General features: G+C 47.3%; 11 protein-coding genes. 7 read left to right on the forward strand and 4 right to left on the reverse strand.

The genetic code is table 11. The features are described 5' to 3' along the window. Nucleotides 1-71: 71 nt before the first annotated feature. The 3 genes from B9J87_RS01225 to hrpB form a co-directional block, all read right to left on the reverse strand. Nucleotides 72-2,330, reverse strand: coding sequence for a patatin-like phospholipase family protein (locus B9J87_RS01225; RefSeq protein ID WP_176429457.1), 2,259 nt, complete (start codon nucleotides 2,328-2,330; stop codon nucleotides 72-74). 88 nt (nucleotides 2,331-2,418) lie between these two features. Continuing rightward, nucleotides 2,419-4,767: a penicillin-binding protein 1B gene (gene mrcB / locus B9J87_RS01230; protein WP_094123460.1), complete on the reverse strand. Its 2,349-nt coding sequence runs from the start codon at nucleotides 4,765-4,767 to the stop codon at nucleotides 2,419-2,421. Then, the gene (gene hrpB, locus B9J87_RS01235; protein WP_094123459.1) at nucleotides 4,764-7,232 is read right to left on the reverse strand and encodes an ATP-dependent helicase HrpB; all 2,469 of its coding nucleotides are present in this window, start codon (nucleotides 7,230-7,232) and stop codon (nucleotides 4,764-4,766) included. The genes mrcB and hrpB overlap by 4 nt, the downstream gene beginning before the upstream one ends. 55 nt (nucleotides 7,233-7,287) lie before the next feature. Between hrpB and sfsA the strand changes: the two genes are divergently transcribed. From sfsA to panC, 7 genes are all read left to right on the forward strand, one after another. Beyond that, complete coding sequence (gene sfsA / locus B9J87_RS01240) at nucleotides 7,288-8,028, forward strand: DNA/RNA nuclease SfsA (protein WP_094123458.1); 741 nt, start codon at nucleotides 7,288-7,290, stop codon at nucleotides 8,026-8,028. 139 nt (nucleotides 8,029-8,167) lie between these two features. Further along, a complete protein-coding gene (dksA, locus tag B9J87_RS01245; RefSeq protein WP_013857662.1) occupies nucleotides 8,168-8,614 on the forward strand; it encodes an RNA polymerase-binding protein DksA in 447 nt (148 codons plus the stop codon). A 92-nt stretch (nucleotides 8,615-8,706) separates the two neighbouring features. Continuing rightward, the gene (gene gluQRS, locus B9J87_RS01250) at nucleotides 8,707-9,576 is read left to right on the forward strand and encodes a tRNA glutamyl-Q(34) synthetase GluQRS (protein WP_017043010.1); all 870 of its coding nucleotides are present in this window, start codon (nucleotides 8,707-8,709) and stop codon (nucleotides 9,574-9,576) included. A gap of 107 nt (nucleotides 9,577-9,683) precedes the next feature. Then, nucleotides 9,684-11,045, forward strand: coding sequence for a polynucleotide adenylyltransferase PcnB (gene pcnB / locus B9J87_RS01255; protein ID WP_176429456.1), 1,362 nt, complete (start codon nucleotides 9,684-9,686; stop codon nucleotides 11,043-11,045). Further along, the gene (gene folK, locus B9J87_RS01260) at nucleotides 11,042-11,548 is read left to right on the forward strand and encodes a 2-amino-4-hydroxy-6-hydroxymethyldihydropteridine diphosphokinase (RefSeq protein ID WP_047690048.1); all 507 of its coding nucleotides are present in this window, start codon (nucleotides 11,042-11,044) and stop codon (nucleotides 11,546-11,548) included. The genes pcnB and folK overlap by 4 nt, the downstream gene beginning before the upstream one ends. After that, nucleotides 11,548-12,342 carry a 3-methyl-2-oxobutanoate hydroxymethyltransferase gene (gene panB, locus B9J87_RS01265; RefSeq protein WP_010319550.1) on the forward strand — a complete coding sequence of 265 codons (795 nt, stop codon included), beginning with the start codon at nucleotides 11,548-11,550 and terminating at the stop codon, nucleotides 12,340-12,342. Before folK ends, panB begins: the two co-directional genes overlap by 1 nt. 11 nt (nucleotides 12,343-12,353) lie before the next feature. Next, entirely contained in the window at nucleotides 12,354-13,235 is an 882-nt protein-coding gene (gene panC, locus B9J87_RS01270; protein WP_010319549.1) for a pantoate--beta-alanine ligase, read from the forward strand. 356 nt (nucleotides 13,236-13,591) lie between these two features. On the opposite strand, the gene B9J87_RS01275 is transcribed toward panC, so the two are convergent. Next, the coding region (locus tag B9J87_RS01275; protein ID WP_303396254.1) for an IS4 family transposase at nucleotides 13,592-13,922 on the reverse strand (331 nt) is incomplete at its 5' end.

Genomic DNA, 13,922 nt, shown 5'->3' on the forward strand with positions numbered 1-13,922 from the left:
ACATAGCAACTTAAGACTAAAGTTCTATGATTTTTGAGTCACTTACCGCCCACTTTTCAGCTCAATTCTCGCTAAAAGGTAGTGCCAATACTCAAGTATATCGAATCAAAATTATCTTCGGTTCGACCATAAGCAAACATAATCGGTCCAATCGGCGAATCAACACCGGCAAACACCGATCCCGCACCGTATAATGGGGCGGTATCAAAGCTTAGATCAGGATCAGACCATACACCGCCGTATTCTATTGATGCACCGACATAAAATGGGGAACTGAACAGGCCAAAGTCATTATCAAACCAGCGATAACGATACACCAAACTGGTGAACGCTTTATTCTGTCCAATCAAGCTGTTACGAGGAATACCTGATAAATTTAAGAAACCACCAATCGATTTAGGGTTTATCGGCTCACTGGAATTTTTACTTTGTACCACACCGTAATCAAGATTACCGACCAAAGTATGCCTGCCAAGGCTATAAGCAGCGATCAATTCACCGGAAAATTCATACACCGTATCGTTTGATTCAAGATCGGAAGAGACGCCAGAAACTTTATCGTGTGATGCAAGATACTCAAGATCAAGATAAACACCATGGGTAGGCAAGCTGAAGTCATCTAAGGTATCAATGCGGTAGTTAGCAAACACACCAGCACGGGTGTAATCCATATTTCCCATGGATGGCCAATTTGAGACTTCGGCCTCCCCGTCGGTATAGCGGATCCCTACCTTAAACTCTCGCCATAATTTATCTTGATAACCAAGCGACAATTCTCCAATCCATTCTAAATAGCTGATCGGCAAATAATCTTTACTGGCTTCTAGACTGGTGTCATCAAACCCTTGCATTGGCTTATTACGTTTATCATTGCTAAACGAAATCAAAGCTGAGGTAAACGCTTTTTGCCCTGAGAACAGAGGAGAAAAAAGCTCCGCTTCGATGATCTTATCGGTGCCCATTTCTAGATTGAAACGTAATTCAGAACCAAACGAATTTAAGTTGGTGAAATTGGAAGAGATACCCAGCGCATACTGACTATCCGTATGAAAATCATCTTCTAAGAAAAAGCGAAAATTGAGGTAATTTGGCCCCCAAGATTTCTCTTTTACATCGATGACCAGTTGGTTCTTTCCTTCAAATTCTCGGTATTCATAGGTCACTAACTCAAAGCGATCCAATGCATAGAGATTTTCGACCGTCGCTTCAATCTGCTCGGTTGATAGCGGTTGTCCTGTCTTTAAATGTAAACGGTTTTTTAACAATTGATCGCTGTAATGACTGCGGTTGTTGAGTACGATTTCATCAACCTTCACATCATCGCCATAAATTAAAGCCCTGCGGCGAGCCTGTTTTGCTTCCACATAGCGTTGATAACTAGCACTCGATAATGACAACGAAGCCAATACCGATTGGTTCGCCATTGCGATATCGTACCCTTTCCTATAAGCCGTAGGCATTTTATCAAATTCAGTGGTTTCCATCCTGCCGACATCAGGGCGTAAAAATACATCTCGCTCATTCAATAAACGTGCTTGTTTTTGAGTGCTTCTTTGTACGAGATAGTTGGAAAGCTGATCGGCTACTGTCAAAAAGGTGGTGAAAGCTTCTTGGTTTTTGTAATCGGTACTAATATCGATCGCGATAACAATATCAGCCCCTAAGGCACGTGCAACATCAACAGGCATGTTATTGGTCACACCGCCATCGACTAACCAACGACCATCAACTTCGTAAGGTGGCAGTGCTCCAGGTACTGACATACTCGCCATCATCGCATCCACTAAATAGCCACGATCCAGCACCACTTCCTCAAGAGCAATGATATCAGTTGCTACCGCGCGATAAGGAATAGGCAGTTGATCAAAGGACTGAAATTCAGAGAGATTGCCCGACGTTTCTCGCAAAATACGCAACATATTTTGCCCTTGCACCACACCACGTGGTGCGCGGATCTCCCCCCAACGCAGTCCAAGGTCGGTGGTCAGTTGATAGCGGTCTTCGTACTCTTTATCCCGAACACGACGTTGGCTACGGTTGACCCGGTCACGATAACCTTCATTCCAATCTACGCTGTAAATTAAACTTTCAATTTCATCGGCGCTCATACCACTGGCATAGAGGCCGCCCACATAAGCGCCCATGCTGGTACCAGTAATGAAATCAACGGGGATGCGCATCTCTTCCAGCGCTTTGAGAACGCCAATGTGCGCTGCACCTTTTGCTCCGCCACCAGCAAGTACCACAGCAATCTTAGGGCGCGCAGCACTGTCCAGCATAGGTTTTTCAGCTTGTGGCTCATCAGCCACCGCGAAAGTCGCAGGAAACATGAATACCAAGAACAATAAGTTACTTAAAAACTGTTTCACGACTCTTCCTTAAATCCCTTTGAAATCAATTTAATATAAACTCCCCCAGCTACCACTGAAAGAGATTTTTTAACCATTGTCCTGGTTGTTTATTACAGCTCTGTTTCAATGCGCCGCTTTTATCCCACATGGGCAGTTTAAATTCGTTGTGACAATCTTGGACTAATTCACCCTCGGAACTGGTTTTAAAGCCAATCGTGGTAATGCCTTGCGGCCAAGGAAGAAGTAATTTTTCCGGGATCCGATGTTGTAAATATTCCGCGTACACCCGTAATGCACCACTCGAACCCGTAAGTTTGATCGGCTGATTATCATCGCGGCCAAGCCAAACCGTGGTGACTTCACGGCCATCCACCCCGACAAACCAACTGTCGCGGCTATCGTTAGTGGTACCAGTTTTCCCCGCCAATGCAGCCCAAGCGAACTGGTTATTGAGATAGCGCCCGGTCCCTTCAAGTACTCCTCGCTTCATCGCATAAGTTGTAAGCCACGCCGCTTGCTGCTCAACGGCTTGGGATACTTTGGGAATTGATTGATAGAGCACATTGCCCTCTAAATCCAATACCGAGCGCAGCGCCGATAAGGGCGCTTTTTTACCCGAGTTGGTTAAGGTTTGGTACATCTGCGCCACTTGATAAGGCGTCAGAGAGAATGCGCCAAGAAACATCGACGGTACAGGACGGATCTCCTCTTTGTTGACACCGAGCCGCACCAAAGTGTCAGAAACTTGTTCAATCCCAAGCTGCATGCCCAATTGTACCGTGGGCACATTGAGTGATTTAGCTAACGCGAGATACAACGGCACTTCACCACGGAACTGACGATCAAAGTTGCGCGGTGACCACACTTCGCCTTTGTTCCCTTTGAGTGTGATGGGTTTATCGATAAGCGTGCTGGCTAAGTTGTATTTATCTGGCTGTGCGAGTGCGGTGAGATAGACCGCTGGTTTGACTAACGAGCCGATAGGACGGCTTGCATTTAAAGCGCGGTTAAAGCCGTCATAACCGGTCTGTTTACCGCCAACCATGGCACGGATTTCACCACTGGTTCGATCAACAGCGATTGCTGCGGCTTCTAAGTTTTTCCCCGCCGTTTTGGAAAGCACTGGAATTTGTCGATCAATCGCCAGCTCCAATTTGACTTGCGAAACAGGATCGAGCGAGGTAAAAACGCGCAGGCCAGTATCCGCTTTGAAGGCGTCGCCCACTTTCTCTTTCAGTTCAATTTTTAACTGCTGAAAATACGCTGGCTGGCGGCTGGCAATGTGAGGATGCTTTTGCACATCTAACGGTCGACTGGCCGCTTGTTCAAACTGTTTAGCCGTCAAAATATCTTGCTGCATCATCAGCTTTAAAACCAAGTCGCGACGCTCTTTAGCACGTTCAGGGTAACGCGCCGGGTTATAATAAGAAGGCCCTTTAACCATGCCCACCAACAACGCTAGTTGATCAATACGCAATTCTTGCAATGGTTGACCGAAATAAAGCCGTGAGGCGAGGCCGAAACCGTGAATCGCCTCACCGCCACTTTGCCCCAAATAAACCTCATTTAGATAGGCTTCTAAAATGCGATCTTTACTGTAGCGATAGTCAATAATGAGCGCCATATAAGCTTCACGCACTTTACGCCATAAGGTTCGATCGCTGGATAAGAAAATATTTTTTGCCAGCTGTTGAGTTAACGTGCTGCCGCCTTGCACGGTGCGCCCAGCCTTAATGTTGGCTACTAAAGCACGGGCAATCGCAAATGGAGAGATGCCATCATGTTGATAAAAATAGCGATCCTCGGTCGCAAGCAACGCATCCACCATCACTTCAGGAAACTGATCACGACGTAAAAATAGCCGCTGCTCATCGTTGCCTTTTTCAAGCATGCCGAGCATTTTGGGCTCAATACGCAAGTAACCTAAATCCCCTTTTTGCTCAAGAGATTGGATACGAACTAAACCGCTGTCATTAAAATGGAGCATCACATGGCGGTCAGGCTCAGGGCCATCGGCAAACTCAAAAGGGCGGCGGATGATCTCAATTTTGCTTGATGATGAAGAGTACTCGCCAGCATAGCGTGGCTGGTTCACTTTGCGATAGTTGAGTACATCAAGCTCATTGCGCAGCTCTTGCAACGGGATGTCATCACCGGGTGCTAAATTCAAAATACGCGCATACACGACGGTCGGTAAATCAAAAAGCTGGCCTTCGAAGCGTTGTTTAACCACGCTATTTAGGTAAATACCAACAAACAACAGCACCGCAGCCAGTGCAAGGCTCAGTTTCCAGCCAATACCCCACACAATTTTCCACCATGCTTTGCGTGGCGCTGAAGGCTTCTTAGCCGGGCGACGTGAAGGTTTTTTTACGCTATTTTTTTGAGTGCCCGTAGGCTTTTTCTGGGTTGTCATTGTGCTAATTGCCGCTTAGTTTTCGTCGTCGCTATGTGGTTGGCAGGATCATCAGGCCAAACGTGTTTTGGGTAACGCCCTTTCATCTCTTTTTGTACTTCTTTATAAGCGCCCTGCCAGAAACCGGCGAGATCTTGAGTTACCTGCAAAGGCCGCTGCGCAGGTGAGAGCAGTTCCATTACCACTTTTTTACGCCCTTGAGCGATGGTGGGGGAATCTTGCTCGCCAAACATCTCCTGCATACGGACCGACAGCATCGGCTCCGCGCCCAGTTGATAACGAATGGCGGCTCGATTACCTGTGGGTAGCGGGTGGTGAGTTGGAAGCCAGCGATCAATCTCTTGGTTTAATGGCCAACCTAAATAGGCATTGAGTGCATCAAGAAGCGGTACTTTCGCTAACGCTTTGACCGATTTTACCCCGACTAAATAGGGGGCTAACCAAATTTCAAGATCATCGAGCAGCGCTTGTTCCTCGACAGCAGGCCACGCCGCTTCCGGTAGCCATTGCGCAGCGCAACGTATGCGCGTTAATAAAGCGCTCGCCGCTTCGCTCCAGTGTAATACCGATAGCCCCTTGCGACGGACATAATTGAGCAAGGCTTGCGTCATTTTTTCATGAGCAGGCTCTGGCAGCGCTTCACGCTCAATAACCAATTTACCGCACAGGGTTAGCCTTTCCGCGCAAAGTTTCCCCGCTTTCTCATCCCAATCGACTCGTTCTTGTGTACTAAATAGCTCAGGGAAATGGGCTTGCAGTGCATCAATATCCAACTCTGTCGCAACAAAGATTTGGCTCGCTTGTGAGCCGCTGCGCATTAAATCCACCACCACTAAATAGTGCGCGCCAGCGAGGCGTTCATCGTCACGCATTTGCGCGCCGTGACCATTCGCCAATAAAAACTGCCCCCGTTGCGACTCGCTGCGACGCTGGGCAATGCGATCGGGAAAAGCCAAACTCAGCACTAACGCCAACAATGATTCATCCACTTGTGTTAGCTGAAATTGGCCACCGAGTGCGCGCGCAAGCGTCGTGGCACGCTGATGTAGGTTTTGTGTTTTAGGGTGAGTCGCTTGCTGCCAACGCATTAAGCTATGTTGTAAATCCAGCACATTACGCTCAGGCTCTTCCAATAAAGCGGTCACAGCGAGCGCCGTATTTAGCATTGAATCACTCGTTTCATGGGCTTTGAGCAGCATACTCACCAGCCTTGGTTCCACACCGAGTGACTGCGCTTTTTTACCCAATGCGCTGAGCTGCTGTTTGCTGTCCATCAAACCAAGCGTATGCAATAGACTCCAAGCTTGCTGCATCGCTGCTGGTGGTGGTGTATCCAGCCAAGGCAAATCGTTGACCGACACCACACCCCACTGCGCAAGCTCCATCGCTAAAGACGCTAAGTCACTGTGCAATATTTCCGCGCTCGGCACTTGGGGTTGCTGCTTATATTGTGCTTCGCTGTAAAGGCGCAAACAGATGCCAGGTTCTAGGCGTCCGGCGCGCCCCGTGCGTTGCTGCGCCGATGACTGGGCAATTTTCACTTGCTCTAAACGAGTGATGCCCGTTTTAAGATCAAACTTCGCTATCCGCTCTAGCCCTGCATCCACCACTAAGCGTATCCCCTCAATGGTCAGCGATGTTTCGGCAATATTAGTCGCTAGCACAATTTTCCGTTTGCCTGCTACTGCAGGCGCAATCGCTTTTTGCTGCGCTTGTAGACTCAACTGCCCGTATAAAGGACAAATATCAAACTCATCGGCTAAGTGTGCGAGCTGCTGTTCAAGCTGTTTAATGGCTGAAACGCCAGGTAAAAAAGCCAGCAGAGAGCCACTTTCAGCTCGCATCAAGCCTTCAATCTGTTTGCTCATCGTCGGCACAAGATAATCATTGGCTCGCAGCGGTGCATAGCGCACTTCAACCGGATAAGCGCGACCTTCAGATTGCACATAAAGTGCTTGGGGTAATAATGACTGCAATGCCAGTTGATCTAAGGTTGCCGACATTACGACGATTTTAAGATCTTCTCGCAGAGCTGATTGCACTTCCAAACTTAATGCGAGAGCCGTATCCGCGTGAATACTCCGCTCGTGATACTCATCGAAGATCAAGAGATCGATTCCGCTTAGCTCAGGATCGGTTTGGATCATACGTGTCATGATCCCTTCTGTCACAATTTCAAGCTGTGTCGCTGTGCTGACTTTACTCTCACCACGCATACGATAGCCGACGGTTTGCCCAACACTCTCACCTAATTGCTGTGCTAAATAGCAAGCAATACTGCGCGCCGCCAAACGACGCGGTTCAAGCATGATGATCTTACCCGTGAATAATTGCGCTTTTAATAGCTGTAACGGGAAATGGGTCGACTTACCCGCGCCAGGAGCGGCTTTGACAATCATCTGTGGGTGAGCTTGTACTCCCGCCAGCAGCTCGGGCATCACAGCTTGAATGGGCAATTGTGACAATGTGCAATCCTTATGGTTAAATGGCGGCAACATTGTACATAAAAACAGTAGATAAATGCAGTTCAATCCTCCACTTCGATCCGCGACCTTACTCAAACGCTACAAGCGTTTTTTGGCCGACATTGAGTTTGCCGATGGTCAACAAGAGACTATTCACTGCGCCAATACTGGCGCGATGACGGGCTGCGCCGAGGCGGGTAATCGTGTCTGGTTCTCCACCTCGGACAACCCTAAACGTAAATACCCACACAGTTGGGAGCTGACTGAAACCCAGCAAGGCCACTGCATTTGCGTCAACACGGCTCGGGCGAATACGCTGGCAGTAGAAGCGATTCAAAACGGCATCATCAAAGAGCTGCAAGGATATGAGCAATTACAAACTGAAATGCGCTACGGCCAAGAAAATAGCCGAATTGATATCTTGCTCAAATCACCCTCTAAACCGACGTGCTATATAGAAGTGAAAAGCGTCACCTTATTGGATGAACGTTACTCTCCACAGGACGATATCGCCTGCAATTCAGGACAAGGTTATTTCCCCGATGCCGTTACAACGCGTGGACAAAAGCATTTGCGTGAATTAACGGAAATGGCAAAAAGTGGAAGCAGAGCAGTACTTTTGTTTGCTGTTTTGCATTCAGGGATTGAAAAAGTCTCGCCTGCACTCCATATAGACGCAAACTATTCACTATTATTGAAACAAGCGCAAAAAGAAGGGGTGGAAGTACTGTGCTACAAGGCTGTACTTTCAAGGAATGAAATCAAGCTCGTTAACACTGTAGAATTCGCCCATTAGTGACAAAAAATTGATGGCGCCTTCACATTGACAATAAGTTTACGATTGAGTGTTTGCCTCCTATAGATCTTTTTGCTATAGATACCCGCCTAAAATTAGCTGCTCGCGCAGTTGACTAGGTGTTAGTAGGAGATGCTGCATGCCGGAATTAAAGAAAAAAGCGATAGGCATCCTAGCCATTGCAGGTGTTGAGCCGTATCAGGAAAAGCCAGGTGAAGAGTATATGTCACCTGAGCAAATAGCTCACTTTACAAAAATTTTAAGTGCTTGGCGCAACCAACTTCGTGAAGAAGTTGAGCGTACCGTTCACCATATGCAAGATGAAGCCGCAAACTTTCCCGATCCCGTTGATCGCGCTTCTCAAGAAGAAGAATTCAGCTTGGAATTGCGTAACCGTGACCGTGAACGTCGCTTGATCAAGAAAATTGAAAAAACATTAAGCAAAATTGAAGAAGATGATTTTGGTTTTTGTGAATCTTGTGGCGTGGAAATCGGCGTTCGTCGCTTAGAAGCTCGACCAACGGCGGACCTTTGCATTGACTGCAAAACGCTAGCCGAACTTAAAGAAAAACAGATGCAAGGTTAATCTTACCTTTTGTTTGTGTTAAAAAAGGGAGCTAAAGCTCCCTTTTTGTTTTCACTCGATACCCAAATAACTTGTAACTTGGATGAATCGCAATGCACTATATTGGCCGATTTGCCCCATCACCTTCAGGCCCACTTCATTTTGGTTCTTTGATCGCTGCACTTGGCAGCTACTTTCAAGCAAAATCACAGCAAGGTAAGTGGTTGGTTCGCATCGAAGATTTGGATCCGCCAAGGGAAATGCCAGGAGCCTCCACCCTGATACTTCAAGCCATCGAAGCCTATGGTTTGCATTGGGATGACGAGGTGGTTTATCAAAGCCAGCGCCACACTTTATACCAAGATCAAATTGAGGCTTGGCTTGAATCAGGGCAAGCCTATTATTGTGATTGCACGCGTAAACAAATTAAACAGATAGGTGGCTTTTATCCCGGTACATGCCGCTATAAAAAACCAACATTAACCGAAGATTGCGCGGTTAGGTTGCGTGTTGATACACCGGTAGAGTCATTTTTCGACCAAAAACATGGCGAAATTCACATTCCTAAAGCATTAGCACAGGAAGACTTCATCATTAAGCGACGTGACGGTTTATTTGCTTATAATCTTGCCGTAGTGCTCGATGATATCGATCAAGGAGTGACGGAAGTGGTGCGGGGAGCCGATTTAATTGAACCAACAGGACGACAAATCAGCTTGTATCATTGCTTACATAAAACTCCGGTAAGCTACCTTCACTTGCCGCTCGCGATGGATGGTAATGGCAATAAATTATCCAAACAGAATCATGCCACTGCCATTGATATTCAAAATCCTAAACCTACTTTGCTTAAGGCAATGCGCTTTTTAGGGTTTGAGATAAAACAAGAGATTAGCGACGCTTCCATCGATGAAATTATCTTTTGGGGCAGTCAGAATTGGCACGTTGAACAACTCCCTCGGGAGACCGAGATCACACCGTGATTCTCAAAAGGCTATCCTTACGCTATGATTAGCCGCAAAATCGTCCCGAACGGGCACTTTAAATAACAAAAGCAAGGTTGGCAAAAACCAATTATTGCCAGATGCACATGAATAAAAACGACTATACACCACGCGAAAATCGCGTTTACCAAGACTTAGCTCTAAATATTATCACTCGTGATGAACACAATATTTCGCGCAAGCAAATCAGCGATAATGCGCTCAAGGTGCTATACCGACTTCATGGCGCAGGTTTTGACGCCTATTTAGTCGGTGGTGGAGTACGCGACCTACTATTAGGTGAGACACCAAAAGATTTTGATATCGCCACTAATGCAACACCAGAGCAAATACGCCAACAGTTTCGCAACTGCCGCTTGATCGGCCGTCGCTTTCGCTTAGCGCACATCATGTTTGGCCGCGACGTGGTGGAAGTGGCGACTTTCCGTGGACACCATCAAGAGCCGAGCCAAAACGTCTCAGCACAATCTGAAGCGGGTATGCTGCTACGTGATAACGTCTACGGCACCATTGATGAAGATGCTGAACGCCGGGACTTCACGATTAACGCCATGTATTACAACATCGGTGATTACAGCATTCATGATTATGCTGGCGGCATGGAAGACTTAGAAGATAAGCTCATCCGCTTAATTGGCGATCCTGAAACGCGCTACCGTGAAGACCCAGTGCGCATGTTGCGTGCGATTCGTTTTGCGGCCAAGCTCGATTTCGATATCGAAGAAGAGACTGCCGACCCAATCGAACATCTTGCTCCTTTACTGCAAGATATTCCTGCGGCACGTTTGTACGAAGAATCGCTAAAGATGCTGCAAACTGGCCACGGTTTAGAAACCTACCACTTAATGCGTGAGTACAACCTGTTCCAGCAGTTGTTCCCTGTGATAGCTCAAGAGTTCACTCCAGACTACGACTCGCACACAGAACAGATGTTGGATCTGGTCTTAGATTCAACCGACCTGCGTATTGAAGAAGGTAAACGCATCAACCCAGCCTTCATGTTTGCTGCCATGTTCTGGTACCCGACAGTGAAACTGGCTGATGCGTTAATGCAGCAGCGTAATTTCGCCTATTACGACGCCGTCATGGAAGCGAGTAACCTCATCCTTGACCAAGTGGTGAAAACCCTTGCCATACCTCGTCGTCATACCGCAACAATTCGCGAAATTTGGCAATTGCAGTTGCGCTTACCACGTCGCAATGGGAAACGCGCCTTCCGCCTTATGGAGCTCAACAAATTCCGAGCGGGTTTTGATTTTCTACAAATGCGTGGCGAGATCGAAGGCGGAGAGACTAAGAAGCTGGCTGACTGGTGGACAACGTTTGAAAGCGCCGGGCGGGATATGCGCCAAGCGATGGCAAATGATTTGGAAAGTGGCGCAAGTAACAAACCCAATGTACGCCGCCGCAGAAGCCCACGTAATAAAAAGAGCCGCCCAGAATCATGATTCTCGTTTATATTGCTGTTGGCAGTAATTTAGGCGACCCAATCGCGCAAGCTAAGCAGGCCATTGAAGCCTTGAAATGTTTGCCACACTCTCGATTTTTAAGCGCCTCATCCTTGTACAGTAGTACACCGATGGGGCCACAAAACCAGCCCGATTACATCAATGCGGTGGTTGCGATAGAAACCGATTTAACGCCACTTGAGCTGCTCGATTGCACCCAAAATATCGAGTTAGAGCAAGGGCGAGTTCGCAAAGAAGAACGTTGGGGGCCAAGAACGCTCGATCTGGATATTCTTCTTTACGGCAATGAGGTGATCGATTCCGAGCGATTGACCATTCCTCACTACGGAATGAAAGTACGTGAATTCGTGCTCTACCCGCTCGCCGAAATCGCACCAAGTTTACAACTCCCTGATGGGACTGAGCTCAATCAACTGTTACCGCTCGTCGAACGTAACGGGCTCGGTATTTGGCACTCGCCAGCGCCTCGTAAGGACATTTAATGAAAAAAATCACCATAAACGATCTGATCCAATGGAAACAACAAGGTCGTAAATTTGCAACCGTCACCGCGTATGACGCAAGCTTTGCTCAGCTTTTTGAAAGCCAAGAGATGCCTGTATTATTAGTGGGCGATTCTCTGGGTATGGTGCTACAAGGTCACACAGATACCCTACCCGTCACCGTTGAAGAGATTGCCTACCACACACGCAGCGTGCGTGCCGGTAGCCCTAACTGTTTATTGATGGCTGATATGCCTTTTATGAGCTACGCCACACCACAACAAGCCTGTGAAAGCGCCGCTAAATTGATGCAAGCGGGTGCAAATATGGTCAAAATCGAAGGTGGTGATTGGCTGGTCGAGACGGTGAAAATGCTGACTGAACGCGCGGTTCCGGTTTGCGCACACCTTGGTTTAACACCACAATCGGTCAATATTTTTGGTGGCTATAAAGTACAAGGCCGCGACCAAGAAAAAGCAGACCGAATGGTCAAAGACGCGTTGGCGCTCCAAGAAGCGGGCGCACAAATTGTGTTATTAGAGTGTGTACCGGCCAGCCTAGCAGCGCGAATTACCGAAGTGCTTGATGTGCCAGTGATTGGCATTGGCGCAGGTAACGTGACCGATGGACAAATTCTAGTAATGCACGATATGTTCGGAATTTCGGCGAATTACATGCCAAAATTCTCGAAAAACTTTCTTGCTGAAACAGGGGATATGCGTAAAGCCGTCGCAAAATACATCGCAGATGTAGAAAGTGCCGCTTTCCCTGATGACGCTCATACCATCGCCTAAAGGAGATATTCATGCAAACTTTTGCTGACATTTCAGCTCTTCGCGAGCAGATCAAACAGTATAAGCGTGAAGGCCGCCGAGTCGCTTTTGTACCGACCATGGGCAATTTACATGAAGGCCACTTAACCCTAGTGCGTAAAGCACGTGAAGAGGGCAATGTGGTCGTGGTCAGTATTTTTGTTAACCCGATGCAATTTGACCGCGCGGATGACTTAAATAACTACCCGAGAACACTGGATGAAGACTTAAGTAAACTCAACGCGGAAGCGGTTGATTTGGTCTTTACCCCAACCCCAGAAATAATGTATCCGCAAGGATTAGAAAAACAGACCTTTGTTGAAGTACCGGGGCTTTCTCATATGCTCGAAGGCGCATCAAGACCAGGGCATTTCCGTGGCGTTGCAACCATAGTCGCTAAGCTGTTCAACATAGTGCAGCCGAATGTTGCCTGTTTTGGTGAAAAAGATTTTCAACAGTTAGCGGTGATCCGCCAAATGGTCAGCGATCTTTGTATGGATATCGAGATTGTCGGCGTCCCTACCGTCCGTGAAATGGATGGCTTGGCGATGAGTTCACGTAACGGGCTGCTGACGTTGGATGAACGCCAACGTGCACCTGTCCTTGCTCGCACCATGCGTTGGATAAGCAGTGCACTGCGTGGTGGCCGCGACGATTACGCGTCGATCATTGAAGATGCCAGTGACCAATTGCGCGCTGCTGGGCTACAACCTGATGAGTTGTTTATTCGCGATGCCAAAACGCTGCAACTGATCTCTAATGAGACCACACAAGCGGTGATCTTAGTGTCTGCATTTCTGGGTAAAGTACGCTTAATCGACAACCAAGTGTTAGAATTTAGCGCAGAAACGAAAGCGGACCCTGAAGAAGAGTAATTGCTATTTCAAGTGATGAAGTGATGAAGTGATGACTCATTCTCGCTTCAGAACCCTATATTGCAAAGGTCGCCCATAAGGAGCGACCTTTTTTGTATCGTAATTTAACTGAGGTTAACGCGATTGTCGGAGAACAATATAGTTTGATCATTTTTGAGGTTCGTTACTACTGCTGAAATTAATGAAATGACAATGAATAGAGATTAATTTCTAGCTCATTTTTGGACAAAAACTGTTTCAGCAAACCACATCGATCATCATAAATGGCTTACTCTCAACGCTCACAAAACTAATTCCCTCCTCTTTAAGGGGAGGGTTAGGGTTGAGGTGAACCCCCTCCTAGCCCTGTCTCTTGATCACAAGTCTGGTGAATCAAGAGACTTAGCCAGTTCATACCCTTCAAGGATGGTTTGTAACCTAAACCATCCTTGCCATAATGTCTTTATAGAAGCACGACCCGTTCGCTTTGTATTCTTCCAACCCCCTAATCGAGCAATACCTCTGTAAGCCCATGATATGTCCGGAGCTTCCTTCGGTAGCCCTTTTCTTTCTAGCTTTAGCCACATTAGCTTCCATGCTTTGCCTTTTAATATCGGCTCACAACTGCTCTTAGATAACTCATCTGATTCATTCATAAATCTCAACTGGAGCAACCGAGTCGCGATAAAAGCCAGAATAACGCTGAGC

It is taken from the genome of Vibrio sp. V19_P1S1T109 (assembly GCF_002241375.1).
GTDB lineage: Bacteria > Pseudomonadota > Gammaproteobacteria > Enterobacterales > Vibrionaceae > Vibrio > Vibrio anguillarum.